Annotated in this window: 13 protein-coding genes and 1 tRNA gene; 4 read left to right on the forward strand and 10 right to left on the reverse strand. The window is 70.7% G+C overall.

Translation table 11 applies throughout. The features are described 5' to 3' along the window. Position 1: 1 nt before the first annotated feature. Positions 2 to 892, reverse strand: coding sequence for an NmrA family NAD(P)-binding protein (locus tag AMYTH_RS0135905; RefSeq protein WP_027934268.1), 891 nt, complete (start codon positions 890 to 892; stop codon positions 2 to 4). A gap of 86 nt (positions 893 to 978) precedes the next feature. Here AMYTH_RS0135905 and AMYTH_RS0135910 point away from each other — a divergent pair, with 86 nt between their 5' ends. Further along, positions 979 to 1329 carry a MerR family transcriptional regulator gene (locus tag AMYTH_RS0135910; RefSeq protein WP_027934269.1) on the forward strand — a complete coding sequence of 117 codons (351 nt, stop codon included), beginning with the start codon at positions 979 to 981 and terminating at the stop codon, positions 1327 to 1329. Between the two features lie 183 nt (positions 1330 to 1512). Here AMYTH_RS0135910 and AMYTH_RS0135915 read toward each other — a convergent pair. After that, positions 1513 to 1586, reverse strand: a tRNA-Leu gene (locus AMYTH_RS0135915). 101 nt (positions 1587 to 1687) lie between these two features. On the opposite strand from AMYTH_RS0135915, the gene AMYTH_RS0135920 reads away from it, so the two are divergent. Next, positions 1688 to 1909: a DUF3618 domain-containing protein gene (locus AMYTH_RS0135920; RefSeq protein WP_017984592.1), complete on the forward strand. Its 222-nt coding sequence runs from the start codon at positions 1688 to 1690 to the stop codon at positions 1907 to 1909. A 4-nt stretch (positions 1910 to 1913) separates the two neighbouring features. On the opposite strand, the gene AMYTH_RS0135925 is transcribed toward AMYTH_RS0135920, so the two are convergent. Together AMYTH_RS0135925 and AMYTH_RS0135930 are read right to left on the reverse strand one after the other, a co-directional pair. Further along, positions 1914 to 2393 carry a hypothetical protein gene (locus AMYTH_RS0135925; RefSeq protein ID WP_027934270.1) on the reverse strand — a complete coding sequence of 160 codons (480 nt, stop codon included), beginning with the start codon at positions 2391 to 2393 and terminating at the stop codon, positions 1914 to 1916. Positions 2394 to 2623: 230 nt separating this feature from the next. Beyond that, positions 2624 to 3178, reverse strand: coding sequence for a TetR/AcrR family transcriptional regulator (locus AMYTH_RS0135930; RefSeq protein WP_037324258.1), 555 nt, complete (start codon positions 3176 to 3178; stop codon positions 2624 to 2626). Positions 3179 to 3314: 136 nt separating this feature from the next. On the opposite strand from AMYTH_RS0135930, the gene AMYTH_RS0135935 reads away from it, so the two are divergent. Further along, entirely contained in the window at positions 3315 to 4790 is a 1476-nt protein-coding gene (locus tag AMYTH_RS0135935) for a flavin-containing monooxygenase (protein ID WP_027934272.1), read from the forward strand. A gap of 202 nt (positions 4791 to 4992) precedes the next feature. On the opposite strand, the gene AMYTH_RS0135940 is transcribed toward AMYTH_RS0135935, so the two are convergent. The 5 genes from AMYTH_RS0135940 to AMYTH_RS0135960 form a co-directional block, all read right to left on the reverse strand. Further along, on the reverse strand, positions 4993 to 5466 hold the full coding sequence (locus AMYTH_RS0135940; protein ID WP_027934273.1) for a helix-turn-helix domain-containing protein: 474 nt from the start codon (positions 5464 to 5466) through the stop codon (positions 4993 to 4995). A gap of 190 nt (positions 5467 to 5656) precedes the next feature. After that, positions 5657 to 7486, reverse strand: coding sequence for an LCP family protein (locus AMYTH_RS0135945; protein ID WP_157360719.1), 1830 nt, complete (start codon positions 7484 to 7486; stop codon positions 5657 to 5659). An 88-nt stretch (positions 7487 to 7574) separates the two neighbouring features. Continuing rightward, positions 7575 to 9737 (reverse strand): phospholipase A2, encoded by a 2163-nt coding sequence (locus AMYTH_RS0135950; RefSeq protein WP_051363131.1) that lies wholly within the window; start codon positions 9735 to 9737, stop codon positions 7575 to 7577. Positions 9738 to 10236: 499 nt separating this feature from the next. Beyond that, positions 10237 to 11541 carry a GGDEF domain-containing protein gene (locus tag AMYTH_RS0135955; protein ID WP_051362914.1) on the reverse strand — a complete coding sequence of 435 codons (1305 nt, stop codon included), beginning with the start codon at positions 11539 to 11541 and terminating at the stop codon, positions 10237 to 10239. 542 nt (positions 11542 to 12083) lie between these two features. Further along, positions 12084 to 13277: an MFS transporter gene (locus AMYTH_RS0135960; RefSeq protein WP_027934277.1), complete on the reverse strand. Its 1194-nt coding sequence runs from the start codon at positions 13275 to 13277 to the stop codon at positions 12084 to 12086. 437 nt (positions 13278 to 13714) lie between these two features. On the opposite strand from AMYTH_RS0135960, the gene AMYTH_RS0135965 reads away from it, so the two are divergent. Further along, the gene (locus AMYTH_RS0135965; protein WP_027934278.1) at positions 13715 to 14608 is read left to right on the forward strand and encodes an SDR family NAD(P)-dependent oxidoreductase; all 894 of its coding nucleotides are present in this window, start codon (positions 13715 to 13717) and stop codon (positions 14606 to 14608) included. 4 nt (positions 14609 to 14612) lie between these two features. On the opposite strand, the gene AMYTH_RS0135970 is transcribed toward AMYTH_RS0135965, so the two are convergent. Next, entirely contained in the window at positions 14613 to 16400 is a 1788-nt protein-coding gene (locus AMYTH_RS0135970; RefSeq protein WP_051363132.1) for an AMP-dependent synthetase/ligase, read from the reverse strand. Positions 16401 to 16502: the final 102 nt, after the last annotated feature.

Below are 16502 nucleotides of genomic sequence, written 5' to 3' on the forward strand. Positions count from 1 at the left end.
GTCAGCGCGCGAACCGCCGGGCGAACTCCGCCACACCGGTCGGCCGGACAGCGGGGTAGCGGTCGTTGTCGAGCGGCTCGAGCTTGGCTTTCCCGGTGACCATCGCCCAGACGTACTGCAGGGCGACGAAGTCGGCGGGACCGGTGGCGACGGCGCGGCGCCGCCGGATCTCGGCTTCGAGTTCGGAGACGTCGCCGCGCACGCGGAGTTCGAGACGCCTGCCCGAGCCGCGCTGCAACGCCTCGTGGAACTCCTTCATCGTCAGCACGTCCCCGGCCACGCGAACCGGCCGCCCGGCGACGGCCGGATCGAGCGCCACTTCGGCGGTGTAGGCCGCGGTGTCCGCCACCGTGGTGAAGTCGCAGGGCTGGTCGCCGTCGCCCCAGTAGGCGAACGTGTCGTTGTCCCAGTCGACGATCTCCAGGAACGGCGCGGTCATCACCTCGGTGAACGCGCCGTTCAGGACCGAGGTCACCTGCACGTGGGTGCCGGCGAACGCCTCGTGAGCCCGGCGCCGGTGGTCGAGGAAGACGTTGTCGCCGTCGTCGAGGCGGAACAGGTCGACGGCGAAGTCCGACGGGATCAGCCGCGGCACCCCGGCCTTCTCGGCGGCACGCAGCAGGGTCGTCTGCCCATCGACCACGACGTCTTCCCCGCCCTGCAGCGCGGAAATCGCCACGTCCGCGCCTTCGAGCAGCCGGGCGAGGCGTTCCGGCCCATCGGTGAGCGAGCCTTCCGCGATCATCACGCCCTTGTCCGCGAGCGCGTCGACCACCTCGCGCTTGCTGGAGGGCCGGACCAGCGCCCGGACGCGGACGTCCCGCTCCAGCAGGCTGTCCACGATCGCCCCGCCCAGCATGCCGGTCGCCCCGGCCACCAAAACCTCTGTCACTGCCGTTCCTCTCGTCACGTTGACGTGTCCGGCGTCGAAGCTAATCCTTGAAATCAGTTACAAGGTCAAGTCGCGGAGGCGGACGGATGCGCATCGGTGAACTCGCGCGGCGAACCGGGGTGGACGAGCAGCTGCTGCGGTACTACGAAAAGCAGGGGTTGCTCCGGCCCGAGCGGACGCCGAACGGATACCGCGACTACGCCGAGGAGGACGTGACGGCGGTGCGCCGCATCCGCGAACTGCTCGCGGCCGGGCTGACGACGGCCGGGATAGCCGAGATCGGCACCTGCGTCCGGGGCGAACCGCCGACCCCCGCCTGCGATGGGGTGCTGGAGCGGCTCCGCGCGGAACGGTCTCGCATCGACGCCGCGATCGCCCGGTTGCAGGGCGCACGAACGGCACTGGACACGGTGATCGAGCGCCGCGACAGCGCCTGACGTCCGGCGGGCGCTGTCGGCGAACTTTGGAGAACAGACCTCAGCTGCCGAGGGACGAGCGCAGGCGGTCGAGAGCGTCCTGGTATTCCTCGTAGGCGTAGAAGCCGCCTGGGATCGTGGCGGCGTGGCACTCAGCGTTCCGTAACGCTGATGGCAGGAGCGCGCGTGTAGGTAGGGATTGTGTGGGCCCGGAGAGACTCGAACTCTCACTGGCATGGACCTAAACCATGTGCCTCTGCCAATTGGGCTACGGGCCCCGACGCCACCAGCCTAGCGCCCGGGCCTCGTACGGCGTGGCCGGTGCCGCCCGTCGCGGGGCGTGATCTACGGTTGTGCCCTGCGAAGGTGAGGAGGACCTGTGGCTCGCGACCCGGACACCATCGAGCGGGAGATCGTGAAGGCCCGCGAAGCGCTTGCGTCGACGTTGGATCAGCTGGGCGAGAAGGCCAGCCCCAAGCGGCTGGCCGACAACGCCAAAACGACCCTGCGCACGAAGTTCGACGACCCCAAAGTCAAGTTCCCGCTGATCGGGGTCGGCGTGCTCGTCGCCGCACTGCTGGTGCGCAAGCTCTTCCGCTGAGGGCTCAGGCCCGCGCGGCCGGCGTGCTCGCGGCCGCGGTCACCTTGATCGACGAGGTGGCCGCCGGCTGCGGCGCCGCCGGCTTCGCGGCCGTCAGCGCGTCCCCGATGTTCGCCGTCAGCTTCGCCTTCGGCTTCTTGTCCGGCTTGGGCGCCGGCTGCTCTGGTACTTCAGCCGGTGCCTCCTCCGCCGTCGACGCCTCCGCGGCCGCGGCCGGCTCCGGAACCTCGATCGGCGCCGGCTCGGGCCGCGACAGCCGCGCGGTCATGTACGCGGCCGTGAACTCCAGCGCGCTGCCGTTCAGCAGGTGGACGACGGTGGCCCCCTTCGCCTCCGCGCCCAGCTCCTCGACGAACTGGTCGACCCGGTCCCGCGCCGCGATGATGCCGGGCGCCCGCGCGGTCAGGCTCCTGCCCTGGCCGGTCACGGTGACCGCCCAGTCGTCGTCCTCCGGCACGTAGATCGCCGTGATCGGTACCGCCATGAGTCTCACACCCCTGCCGCTCTCGGCTGCAACTCCACTTTGAGGGAGCAATCCGAAGCCTCTTCATGACGCCGATCGCGTTCATCCGATCGGGCGTGCTTCTGCCGCCATTTGCCTAACGCTCTGTCAGCTTCTATCGATACATCAACAGAACTCTGCGTGACAAGTTCTGGGCGAAACTGTGCGATGCGTGACGACCGGATGGAGCAACCACCTGCGGATACGCGTGATCACTGAGTGCGAAGGCCCAGTCCGGTCCACAAGACCTCCATCGCGAGGTCGGTCGCCAAATCGGGTGTCACCTCGTCGTGCTGCTCGCACCAGATGGCGAGCCGCTCGCACGCCCCGACGACGAGCTCGGCCGTCGCCTCCAGCAGGAGGTGCCCCGCCTCGCCTGCGTCGAAGTACTGCGCCATCAGTTTGGCGATGAGGTCCGTCTGCTGGCGCCGGGTGTCCTCCAGCGCGTCCGAGGCCGACGTCCCGATCAGGGCGAGCTCGTGACGCAACAGCGACCAGCCCTGCCGGCGCTCGCGCGCGAATACGAAGAACGCCCGCAATCCGCTGCGCAACGCCTCGCGCGCGTCCGTCTGGCCGGCCACCGCGCGTTCGGTCACCTCGCGCAGTTCGGCCCTGGCCTGCGCGACGCACGCCAGCAGCAGGCCCTCCTTCGAGTTGAAGTACTCGTAGAGCATCGGCTTGGACACGCCCACCCGCTCGGCGATCTCGTCCATCGACGCCGCGGCGAACCCGCGCTCGGCGAACACCGCTTCCGCGACCTCGAGCATCTGCTGCTCGCGCTGGGCTCGTGGCATGCGTTTGCGGCGGGTCGGCCCGGTCATGAAACTGACTCTACCGGAGGTAACCTACTCCAAGTAAGATGGACTCGCGGTAACACCTAATGCTCAGTGTGGAGGAAGGTACATGGCAGAGCACACGCAAACGGGCGTGATCATCGTCGGCACCGGGTTCTCCGGCCTGGGCATGGCGATCCAGCTGCGCAAGGAGGGGCGCGAGGACTTCGTCATCCTGGAGAAGGCGGACGATGTCGGCGGCACCTGGCGCGACAACACCTACCCGGGCTGCGCCTGCGACATCCAGTCGCACATGTACTCGTTCTCCTTCGAGCAGAACCCGAACTGGAGCCGTTCGTTCTCGCCCCAGCCGGAGATCTGGGACTACCTGCGCGGCGTCGCGCGCAAGTACGACCTGTACGAGCGCACCCGGTTCGGCCAGGAGATGACCGGCGCCCGGTGGGATCCGGACGAGCACCGCTGGCACGTCACCACCAAGAACGGCGACACCTTCAGCGGCCGGTTCCTGGTCAACGGCGTCGGCGCGCTGCACCTGCCGCAGATCCCCGACCTCAAGGGCATCGAGCGGTTCCAGGGCAAGACCTTCCACTCGGCGCAGTGGGACCACGACTACGACCTGCGCGGCAAGCGCGTCGCGGTCGTGGGCACCGGCGCGAGCGCGATCCAGTTCATCCCGGCCATCGCGCCCGAGGTCGAGCAATTGCACGTCTTCCAGCGCACGCCTGCGTGGGTGATGCCGAAGCCGGACCACGCGATGCCGGAGTGGGCCAAGTCGGTGTTCGCGAAGATCCCCGGCACGCAGCGCGCCTACCGCAACCTCCTGTACTGGATGCTGGAGGCCCGCGCGATCGGCTTCAACGGCCACCAGGGCCTGATGAAGGTCGCGCAGAAGCTCGCGAAGTCCAACATCGACAAGCACATCGACGACCCGGCGCTGCGCGCGAAGCTGACGCCGGACTACGTGATGGGCTGCAAGCGCGTGCTGATCTCCAACGACTACTACCCGGCGCTGAACCGGGACAACGTGGACGTGATCACGAACGGCGTCGCCGAGGTCACCGAGACCGGCGTGATCGACACGGCAGGCGTGGAGCGCGAGGTCGACGCGATCATCTTCGGCACCGGCTTCCACGTCACGGACGCCTTCGACAACCTGGACATCATCGGGGTCGAGGGCCGCAAGCTCAACAAGGAGTGGGCCACCGAGGGGATGCGGACCCACCTCGGCATCACGGTCAACGGGTTCCCGAACATGTTCTTCCTGCTCGGGCCGAACACGGGACTGGGGCACAACTCGGTCGTGTTCATGATCGAGTCGCAGATCCGCTACGTCGCCGAAGCGATCCGGCTGGTCGAGCAGACCGGCGCCGGTGCGCTGGAGCCGCGGGCCGAGGTGCAGGAGCGGTTCAACGCCGAGATCCAGCAGAAGCTGGCCAAGGGCGTGTGGACGCAGGGCGGCTGCAAGAGCTGGTACCTCGACGCGAAGGGCGTGAACCGGACGATCTGGCCCGGCTTCACCTGGCGGTACTGGCTGAACACGCGCAAGCTGCGGCCGTCCGACTTCGAGCTGGTCGGCCGCGGCTGACTCGCGTGACGCCTTGCCGGAGTGCGGTCCGGATGGGGTCGCGCCCCGGCCGGGAGCGTCCGGTCAGTGCGGCGAGGTTGCGCGGCTGGGCCATCCACGCTGTGGCTGCCCGGTCGAGGCGTACCTCGTGCGCGGCGCCGGCTGGCGCGGTTTTGTCCTGCCGGCGTGCGATCCGGGTTGGGTCGCACGCCGGCAGGGAACGTCAGTCGTCCTCTACGCCGGAGATCGCGCGCAGGCGGTCCAGCAGTTCGGGTGCGGTGAGGTTGCACAGCTGGGCCATCCACGACATGGCCGCCCGGTCGAGGCGCACCTCGCGCGGGGCGCCCGGCTGGCGCAGTCTGCCCTCCGCCCACCGGCGCAGCGGCAGCAGCTCGGGCCGCTCATCGGCGACGATCCGCGTCAGGTCCAGGCGCACCTTGCCCGGCTCGTCGGCGAAGACGCGGCGGTGCACGCGGGCCAGCAGGTCCTGCGGCAGCTCGTCCATCGCGAGGCACAGCTCGACGAGCCGCACCACCGAGCACTGCCGCGTGCCCAGTTCGTAGGTCGCCAGCGTCTGCAGCGAGATGTCGCTCTGCAGGTGCTGGTTCAGCTCCTTGCGCGTCCAGCCTCGTCGCCGGCGCAGCTTGCGGAGTTCCTCCCCCAGGATTCGCTGGTAGAGGTCATTGTCGATGCGCACTCCCCGTCCCCTGCCCTGACCTTGCGTCGCGCCGCACCCCTGCTCTGGCACGTCCGGTCGAACTCCAGCGGTGTTCACGGGTATGTAAGTCGCTGAGTGCGCGTTCCTTACGCGACTTTGCCCAGTCCGTTTCCGTTGACCACCGTTATTAGGCCGATCGGGCTAACCCGGGGTGCGCTGGACGGTGTGGTCAGTTGACGCAGGTGATGCCGTTGGCGGTGATCGGCTCGTCGCCGCCCGGCTCCGGGTTCTGAGTGGTCGCGGGCGGCGCGGCGGCTGCCTGCTGGACGACGCGCGACGGGGACGTCGAGTAGTCGCTGCCGACGAGCACGACGACGTGACCCTTGGTCACCGTCGGGTCCTGCTCGATCGTCGCGCCCGAGCCGAGCGCGTCGGCGACCTGCTGGGCCGCCTCCTGGCCGCCCGCCGGGTACCGGACCACGGTCGACTTGCGCGACGTGGTGTTCGACGTCTGGCCACCGGTGAAGCCCTTACCGGTCAGGCTCTGCAGGACCGTGGACGCGAGACCTTCGCGGCCGGTTCCGTTCCGGACGTCCACAGTGGTCGCCGACTTCGCCGGGCCGGTCTCGGCGGGCGGCGCGGACTGGGCCGGGGCGGCGGTCAGGCCCTGCACGAACTCGCGGATCTGGCCGGGGTCCACCTGGATGGCCTGCCCGTCGTCCGGGGTGCTGTAGTCCATGTTGACCACCGGGATGGTGCGGAACTCCAGCTGCCCGCCGGTGAGCCCCTTCATCTGCTGGGCGAACCCGAGGATGTCCCAGCCCTGGTTGAGCACCACGGACTTCTTGACCGCGTCCGTGAGGCTGTTTAGCTTGCCCGGATCGGCGAGGGTGCCCGCGGACAGCACCTTGCGCGCCATCCCGGCCATGAAGACCTGCTGGCGCACGACCCGGTCGAGGTCGCCGCGCGGAAGACCGTGCCGCTGGCGGACGAACTCGAGCGCCTCGACGCCGGAAATCGTGTGCTGTCCCTTGGTGAACTTCGCGCCCGAGTACGGGTCGTTGACGTTCTCCTTCAGGCACACGTCCACGCCGCCGATGGCCTTGGTGATCTCGGAGAAGCCGAGCAGGTTGACCGAGGCGTAGTTGTCGATCGTCGAGCCGGTCAGCTGCTCGACGGTCTGGATGAGGGTCTTGGCCCCGGCCTGGTTGGACTGCACCTCGATGGACTTGGCGTCGGTCTCGCCCTCTTCCTGCAGTTTCCGGCGTTCCGCCGCCTTCGCCCGGGCGTACGCGGAGTTGATCTTGTGCTTGCCGAAGCCGGGGATGTTGACGTAGGAGTCGCGGGGCAGCGAGACCGCGACGGCTTTGCTGCCGTCGTTGGGGATGTGGACCATGATCAGCGTGTCGGTGTTCTCCTCGCCGTCCGCGACACCGGCGCGGAGCTGGGCGAGGAGGTCCTCCGGCAGCGGGTTGCCCTGCGCGTCGGTGCGGCTGTCCATGCCGACCAGCAGGATGTCGCGGGCCCCGTCGGCGGGCTGGTTCCCGTCGATCACGTCCGTGGTGGTGAGGCCGTTGACCAGGCCCTGCATCGCCGCCCACGCGTAGCCGGTGAGGCTCATGACCAGCAGGGACACCAGCCCCACGGCGACCTTCGCGCCCCGGCGCGACGAGCGCCTTGGCGGCGGTGGCGGCGGACGGCGGCGGATCTGGGCGGGCGCGGCCCGGTCGCGAGGGGCCGGTCCCCGCGCGGCCCGGCCGGCCGGTGGGCGGCCCGCCGACGTGCGGTTGCCCACCGGTTTGCCTGCGCGGTCGACGGGCGGGCGGCCCGCGGAGGTGCGGCCCGCGCGATCGGCCGGGGTGCGGCCCGCCCGGTCGCCCGGCACGCGGTCGGCGGGGGTGCGACCGGCTCGGTCGGGCGGGATGCGGTCGGCGGAGGAGCGCCCGGCTCGGTCGGACGGCGTGCGCCGGACCGGGCCTTCGTGGCGGGCGTCGATCTGGCGCGGCTGCCGCGGCCGTGCGGGCCGGCCGGTCCCACGATCGTTCCGCGGGTCGTCCACGCCAGGTGCTCCTTTCATGGCCGTTATCGTTCACCTACTCGGCCGTAGCGTCGCATACGGCCGACGCGAAGTGGTTCACAACACTCGGTTACGTGTTTTGCGCCACCGCCTTGGTGGATACGAGCGTGCTGGCCACCGCCGCCAGCGCGATCAGGGCCGTCACGCCGTGCACCGCCATCGTCACGGGGTCGGCCGCCGACAGCAGTGCCGGAACGCACGCGATGCCCGTGACGATCCACGTGCTGCGCGCGCCGCTGAGCCCTGTCCGCACTGTGTGCAGGAGGAATACCCCGATCAGCAGCTGGATAAGGTTCTGGATCGGGTCGACGGGCAGCCCCAGGATCGAGCCGTCGTCACCGCCGAACCGGGTCAGCGCGAACCCGAACAGCCCGACCACGGCGAACCCGATCCCGAGCATGGTCGCCGCGTGCGCGAGCCAGCCGCCGGAGCCCGGGTGGTCCGCGACCGGGACAGCCGTCTCCCGCGGGTGGCGCTCGAACCACCAGAAGACCATCAGCGCGGGGACCGCGAGCAGCGCCAGCGCGAACCACGTGCGCGGGTCGCCGAGCCAGCCGAAGATCGCCGCCGGGTGGCCCGGCAGGTAGACCAGCGCGACGACGAGCAGCATCGCGGCGAGGAAGCCCAGGTACAGGCTCATGGGCGCGCGCATCGCCAGGCGGGCGGCGCCGGCGCACCGGGTGGTCAGGCGGGCGAGCGGCTTCGCGGCCAGGCCGAGCAGGCCGATCTGGGTGGCGCCGAGCAGCAGGACCGGCAGGGTGGGCCCGGACAACGCGGGCGGCGCGCCCGGCGCGCCGAGCAGGTCGCGACTGAGCCCGCCAACCGTGGTGAGCAGGGCGAGACCGGTGGCCCCCGCCGCCGCGACGCCCACCAGGAGCAGGCGGTTCGACGTGCGGATCCGCCCGAACGCGACCTGCTGGGCGAGCAGGGCCAGGCCGAACGCCGCCAGGTAGCGCGGGATGGGCGAGCCGAGGGCCCGTGCCGCCATCTCGGCCAGCACGACGAAGGCGAGCAGGCCCGCGACCGAGGCCGCCGCGGCTCGCCGGTGCAGGGCGAGCATCAGCGGCGTGGCGACCACCGTCAGCAGGTAGATGCCCAGCAGCCACAGCGGGTGCAGGGCGATGCGCATGATCGCGGCGTTCGTGCCCTCGGGGATGCCGAGCAGTTCGAGCGCGAGCGGGACGAGCAGCGCCACCACGACGAAGATCAGGGCCGGGCGCAGCAGCCAGCTCGCCCGGTGGGCGAGGTACTGGCGGTACCCGCCGCCGCTGTCCCTGGTGGCGCGCCAGCCCGCCGCGTTGGCGCGGCCGCCGGCGAAGAAGAACACCGGGGCGAGTTGAGCCACCCACGTGAGCGGCCACAGCCAGTCCGCGCCCACGCCGGCCCACCGGGCCAGCGCGATGGCCGATTCGCCGAGGATCAGCAGCACCAGGCTGCCCACGCCGAGCGTCACCCACGGGGACAGCGGCGCCGGCGGGGCCCTGGTGGCCGGTGGCGGGGGCGTGGCGACGCGGGCGTGCCGGTGCTGCAGCCAGCCGCGCAGCCGGAAGATCAACAGGCACCCGATCACGGCGACGCCGGCCAGCAGCGGTCCGATCGGGTCGCCGACCGGCGGGCCCCAGCGCTGGTGCCAGGAGTTCACGACGAGCCCGGCGGAGTAGAGGCTCGCGACGACGCGGCAGGTGCGCGGCGAGTCGACCGGGTTGATGACGCAGGCCGCGTGCATGTCGTCGGACAGGCGCTGGTCCAGCGCCTCGCGGACGTCCTGGCCGAGGGGGTGGCCGACCGCGGCCGCGTAGCGGAGGAGGTCGTAGCCGAGGTCGTGCGCCTTGCACGGGACCGCGTAGTCCCACTTCGTGTTGTCGTCGCCCCACGGGGTCGAGCAGCCGCCGTCGACGTGGACCGCGCGGACCGTGCCGTCCCGCGCCCGCATCTGGCCGGGGACGACGCCGGTGACCTGGGTGAAGTCGGCAGGCAGGAGGTCGAGCGCGGTCGCCTGCGGGCCGGGGTGGACGAGCGCCTCGATGGCCTGCTGGGCGGCCAGGGCGCCGCCGGTGGGCGGCCCCGCGTCCGGCGGGGAGGCCGGCCGCGACGCGACGAACCCGAAGGTGACGACGGCCAGCGACAGCACCAGCAGCCAGGCGGAGGTGGCCAGGCGGCGGCGCACCCGGGGCACCCGTGTGGTGCCCGGCCCGGGTGGCGGGTGGTCGGTGAAGGTCGCTGGGCTGATCATCGCCTCCCAGAGTGGCAGGGGAGCGGCCTCTGCGGCCACCAGGGAATTCCCTGATCGTGGATTCCGGAGTGCGCCACTCTAGTGGGTGAGGGGTCGCAGGTTTAGGAGTCGGGGGGCCGGGGTAAGGCGAACGCCCTGGTGGGGCGGGTGTGGTCCGGGCGGGGGCCGTTCGGGGCGCGCGAGAGGGCCTTTCGTGGGGTGTGGGTGGGTCAGTCGTGGGTGGGTGAGTGGGCCGCTCGTGGGGGCGGTGTCCGTCGGGGCGCGTGGAGCGTGGTGGTCGCCGTGGTGCTCGTGTGGCGGCGGAGTGGAGTTTGGCCCGGTGGGTGGAATCGCCGTGGCGGCGCGCGCGTGCTCGGGAGTGAGGCGGGGCGTGGATGAGTGGCGCGTCCGGGCGTGGCGGAAAAGGCCGGATGCGGGCGTGTGGGCAAGTCGGCTCGTATGAGTGGATTCGCGAGCGCGAGTGGAACAGAGGGGCCTCGCCGGGGCGTCCGTCGATCGCTCAGTGCGTGATGTGCTTGGCTTCGCGCGGGGGTTGCGGCAGCGGCGCGGAGTCGCGGGCGGCTCGGGCTATCCGGACCTGGTTGCGGCCGCCCTCCTTCGCCTCGTAGACCGCCGCGTCCGCGGCCTGCATCAGCGTGGGCAGGGTGTCGCCGTGGTCGGGGAACACCGCGACCCCGATGGAGGCCGTCCGCTCCGACACCAACGTCTGGTCACCGCGCTTGTTGGTCGTCCTGATCTGCAGCCCGGCCACCGCGGAGCGGATGCGCTCCCCGGCGACCGTGGCCGCCGCCTGGTCCGTGTCCGGCAGCAGCACCAGGAACTCCTCACCGCCGAAGCGGCCCACCACGTCGCTCGGCCGGGTCACCTCGTCCAGCAGCTGCGCCAGGTTCCGCAGCACGTCGTCGCCGGCCGGGTGGCCGAACGTGTCGTTGATCCACTTGAAGTGGTCCAGGTCGATCATCAGGATGGCCAGCGGATCGGCCGCCTTCGTCGCCCTGGTCAGGGCCCGCTCGGCCGACTCCGTCCACCCGCGCATGTTCGCGACCTGCGTCTTCGGGTCGGTCCGCACGTCGGCCTGCAGCTGCTCGATCTCGGCGAGCCGGTTGAAGACCACCGTCACCACGGCCATGATCGCGACCGTCGGCGGCATGATCACCAGCAGGATCGCCGTCACTGCGCCGAGGCCGATCGTGATCGCCTCCAGCACGTTGTCCGCCGGGCTGCCCAGCACCGTCCGCGCGTTCGCCTTGTCCGGCGCGGCCAGCGCGATCACGGATCCGATGTAGAGGATCTGCACGCCCTCGTAGATGAGCCCGGCCACCAGCATCCAGCCGAACTCCGTGAGCGAGCCCGCGACGTCCAGCGAACCCCAGTCGTGCGGACCCAGCTCCACGTAGACCTGGTGGGCTAGCGTCGCCGCCAGCATGTGGGCCACCGTGGAGTACACGAAGTTGTGCGCAGGCCGCCGCGCGACGAACCAGCGCTGTACCCGGACCAGGCCGACGACCAAGATCGTCAACGGCACCGGGAGAATAATCGCGGCCGGCACGACCCAGACCGCGGTCAGGTCGATCAGGACCCGCCCGCCCGCATTTCGCCGACGTTCTTCCTGCCGCCGGGTCAGTTGAATGTGCGCCGTCGCGCCCACCGTGAGAATCGCGAAGCGCAGCCAATCGAGACCGCTCGGCAGGCTCGCGTTCACGAATGCGACGACCAGCCACGCGACCGCAATCAGTTCGGTGACGAGCAGGAAAACGATGAAACGCTTCGGCCGCCGCCACAATGCCCAATTCTGCGGCAGCATGGCGCGGCGTGTGCTCGATGCATCACGCTTTGTGTTCGCCTCCGCCCTCTCGGGCGCGGCTTGGCGGGGTACCGAATTTCGCTCCTCGATGGACTGAATGCCCTCCCTGAGGTCCGGATCGCCGTGGAGTGTAGGCGATCGCCGACGCGCGTGGTGCGGAGGCATCGGCTCACCTTCCCTCGACATCGCGTACCGCCGCCGGGTAACTTTGCTGTGCCCGGAACGACGCCGGGTACTTTCCATCAACAGGTATCATCTCACCGCACGCGAAGCGTCGCGTACCGCCGCCACGAGCGGCCGCGCGGACGCAACGCGTCCCGGCCACAGGCACCGAATGGAGGTGTTCCTCGTGTCTGACCGCGACTTCTGATCCCCTGGCCTGAATAGCGTTCGTTTTCGTTCCCGCGGGAGAGGTGTTCGTCGTGCGCGACCGCGACTTCTGAGGTGCCCTCGATTTGTGTTTGTTTCCGACCGAATAACGTGAGGTGAATCGTCGTGCGCGACCGTGACTTCTGATCTTCCGAATGCAGCCGCCGCTGCCGTCAGCCGGTGCGGGCCGCATCGCTGTCCGTGCCAAGCACCCGGCCCCACGCCACCGCGAGGGGTACGCCGAGGACCACTCCGGCCGCGCCCGCGATCATGATGGCCGTGGTCGCCGCGCCGGACCACTGCGCGAGCATGCCGCCGAACGCGACCCCGACGCCCTGCGCGACCCGCAGGCCGGTCCGGTACAGCCCGCCGGCGCCACCGCGAAGCTCGTTGGGCACCCACGTGATGAACGTGGCCCCGACGGTGATGATGTACGCGCCCGCCGCGCCGGCCAGTGCGAGGACGACGAGGGCGAGCACCAGGTCCGGGCGCAGCCCGAACGCGAGCAGCAGTGCCGTCGGCACGACCGCGAGCACGCCGACCGTGCGGCGGCGGGCCGAGGCCGAGACGTAGCGGGACAGGACGAACACGCCCAGCGCGAACCCCAGCGGGTCCGCGGCCAGCAGCCACCCCACGGCCTGGTCGGGCGCGCCGATTTCGCGCGCCAGCGGGGCGGCCAGGCCTGCCGGCACCATGGCCAGCCCGACCAGCCAGGACAGGCCGAGCAGCACGCGCAGCCTGCGCTGCGAGGCGACCCAGTTGATGGCGCCGAACCAGGAGCCGTCGCCGTCGCCCGCGGCGGGGCGCGGGCGCACCCAGTGGTGCAGGGCCACCGCGCTGATCGCGAACGTCAGCGCGTCCAGGGCCAGCGCCAGCGACGGGCCCGCGGCGGTGACGATCACGCCGCCCAGCGCGAGCCCGGCCAGCATCGTGGTGTTCGTGGTGATGCCGCGGATGTCCTGGCTGCGCAGGTACAGCTCGTCGTCGGTGAAGATCTCGCGGGTCAGCGCGTTCTGCGCCGCGTTGGACGGCGCGCCCGCCAGCCGCGCGAGCATGACCAGCACGCACAACCACACCACCGGCATGCCCGGCACGGCCATGATCGCGATGAAGAACGCCTGCAGCGCGGCGGTGACCACGAGGATCGTGCGGCGCGGGTAGCGGTCGGCCAGCTGGGCCAGCCCGAGCCCGCCGGCCAGCGCGGGCAGGAACGTCAGGGCGTAGGCGACCGCGGACCACAGCGCCGAGCCGGTGCGGTGGTAGACGGTGAGGGCCAGCGCGACCGTGGTCAGCTGGTCACCGAGCACCGACTGGGCCTCGGCCAGCCACACGGTGCGGAACTCGCGGTTGGCGAGCGCCGCACCCATGGATGGGCGAGTCGTGGTCTTCACACCTCTCCCCACTTCCCCCTCGTCGGCTGGTTGCCTGCGCTCACTGACTCTGTCGCTGCGCGCCCGGTTCCTGTGACGCCGATCACCCGAATGACACATTCCGCAACTATCAGTATGCCGCTCACTACACGCAGGCGAACAGTCACAGCGCGACCGTATCTCCTCAATGGGCCCATACGGTCGTAGACCTTCTAACCTTCGGGTTACGACGAACGGTGGAAGTTTCCGTCCCGCATGACCCGTGGTGCGGTCAGCCCGGCCGATCAGACATCACTCGTTCAGCGCAGTGGACGGACCGTTCGTCGGTGCGCGGTCACCGCTGAGCAGTTCCGGCGCGAAGACTGGGAACACAGGCCAGGGAGACAGCCGAGGACGGGCTGGAGCTCGGGGACTGGCCGGTGGGGAGAGAACCGATGAGCATGCTGATGCAGGACCGCGCCGTCGTGGTGACCGGCGCCGGACGGGGTCTCGGTGAGGCCTTCGCGGTGCACCTCGCGCAGGCCGGCGCGGCGGTCGTGGTCAACGACGTCGACGCCGAGCTGGCCGAACGCACCGCGGCGAACATCCGCGCGCACGGCGGGCGGGCGGTGGCCAGCGGGCACAGCGTCGCCGACCCGGCGCAGGCGACGGCGATCGTCGACCTGTGCGTGTCCGAGTTCGGCGCGATCGACGGACTGGTGAACAACGCCGGTCTCAACTACGAGGCGCTGCCCTGGGAGGAGGACCTCGACGAGGTCCGGGAACTGGTCGAGGTCAACGTCCTCGGCGTGATGTACACCGGGATCGCGGCCGTGCAGGCCATGGTCGCGGCAGGCCGCGGCGGGTCGATCGTCAACATCTCCTCCGGCGCCTCGCTCGGCCAGCGCAAGCTCGGCGTGTACGCGGCGAGCAAGGGGGCGGTGGCTTCGCTCACCTACTCCTGGGCGCTCGACCTGGAGGAGTCCGGCATCCGCGTCAACGCCGTCTGCCCGTTGGCCCACACCCGGATGGTCTGGAAGTCGGAGCGCTCGCTGCGCAACTGTCCCCCCGATCGGACGCCGTCGCGCATCGCGCCCGTCGTGCTGTTCCTGCTGAGCGACGCGGCGGAGGGCATCACGGGGCAGCTCGTGCGGTGCAACGGGCCGCAGCTGCACATCGTCGGGCAGCCCTACTTGAAGGCGCCGATCCTCGAACGGCAGACGTGGGACACCGACACGGTGCGGCAGGCGTTCGACGAGGTGTTCAGCGCCCACCTCGAGCCCTACGGCCTGGAGAAGCGTGTGCCACCCCGTCTGAGGAAGTGGACCACGCCTCTCCGCTCGGCCTAGGTGTCTACTGGTCCGCCGTGTAGAGGGCGGCGATGTCGTTCGCGTAGCGGTCGTTGATGATCCGGCGCTTCAGCTTGAGCGTCGGGGTGACCTCGCCGCTCTCCGGCGTCCACGGCTTGGCCAGCACCTGGTACTTCTTGATCTGCTCGACGCGGGCCAGCCGCGCGTTCGCCGCCTCGACCGCGCGCTGGATCTCCTCCCGCACGGCCGGGTGCTCGGCCAGCACCACCGGGTCGCTGCCCTCGATGCCCTGCTGCGCGGCCCACGCCGGCAGGAACTCGTCGTCGACCACGATCAGCGCCGTGACATATGGCTTGTCGTTGCCGATCGCGACCGCCTGGCCGATCAGCGGGTGCTCCTTGAGCAGCCCCTCGATGCGGGTCGGCGCGATGTTCTTGCCGCCCGAGGTGATGATCAGCTCCTTCTTGCGGTCGGTGATCGTGACGAAGCCGTCGGAGTCGATGGTGCCGATGTCGCCGGTGTGGAACCAGCCGTCCTCGTCCAGCGCGGAGGCGATCGTCCCGTCCTCCTGCAGGTAGCCCATGAACACCAGCGGGCCGCGCACCAGCAGCTCGCCGTCGGCGTCCACCTTGATCTCGGTGTCGGCCAGCGCTCGCCCCACGCTGCCGGCGCGGAACGCCTTCGCCGAGTTCGACGTGATCGCGCCGGAGGTTTCCGACAGGCCCCACACCTCGTGGATCTCCACGCCCAGCCCGGCGAGGAAGTACAGCACCTCGACCGGCAACGCGGCCGCGCCGCTGGAGCAGAAGTGCAGCTTGTCGAACCCGAGCAGCGCCCGGACCGGGGCGAGCACCGTGCGGTCGGCCTCGGCGATCTTCTCGGCGAGGTCGGCGGGCACCTCCTGGCCGGCGTTGCGCAGCTTGTACCCCTGCTGCAGCAGGTCGCTGGCGGAGAGCAGCGCTTCGCGCCGGTCCTCGGGCAGGTTGGGCAGCATCGCCTTGAGCCCCGCGGCGATCTTCTCCCACACCCGCGGCACGCCGAAGAAGCCCTGCGGGTGGACCCGGCCGAGCGCGCCCGCGACCTGCGTCGGATCGGCGAGGGTGTGCACGTGGCCGGCGTAGACGATCGGCATGTAGATCGAGATCTCCCGCTCGGCGATGTGGGCGAGCGGCAGGTAGGCGATGTTCGACGGGTGCATCGGCGACTCGTGCAGCGCGTGCACGGCGTAGGCCTCGAAGATCACGTTGTGGTGGGACAGCACCACGCCCTTCGGGTCGCCGGTGGTGCCCGAGGTGTAGATCATCGCGATCGGGTCCTCCGGGCGCACGTCCGCCCAGCCGTCCTCGAACGCCTGCGGGTCGGCCTGGTGCAGCTCGGCGCCGCGGGCGCGCAGTTCGGCGAGGCTGACGAACCGCTCGTCGCCCGCGGGGACCGCGTCCTGGTCGATCATCACGATGCGGCGCAGCGCGGGCAGCTCGTGCAGGACCTGCTGCCAGCGCTTGAGCTCGTCCGTGCCCTGGAGCACGACGACCGGGGTGCCGCTGTGGCGGGCGACGTAGGAGATCTGCTCCGGGCTCAGGGTCGCGTACGCGGTGCACGAGATGGCGCCGAGGTGCGTGGCGGCGAGGTCGGCGATCAGGTGGTCCGGGGTGCTCGGCGCCATGATCAGCATCCGCTCACCGCGGCGCAGGCCGAGGTCGGCCAGGCCGCGGGAGACCGCGGCGATCTCGTCGCGGAACGCCGACCAGGTCAGCGTCGGGCGGTCCGGGTCGTCCAGTGACGTGAGCGCCGGCAGGTCGCCGTACTCCGCGGCGTTGCGGCGGAGGAGCATGGGGATGGTCAAGCCCTCGGCCTGCTCAGCGACGGACGGTTGGCTGGTCAACTGCGACCTCCTCGTGATCAGCTGGCGGAGACACCACCCTATGTGACCGCC

This window comes from Amycolatopsis thermoflava N1165, from assembly GCF_000473265.1.
Classification (GTDB): domain Bacteria; phylum Actinomycetota; class Actinomycetes; order Mycobacteriales; family Pseudonocardiaceae; genus Amycolatopsis_E; species Amycolatopsis_E thermoflava.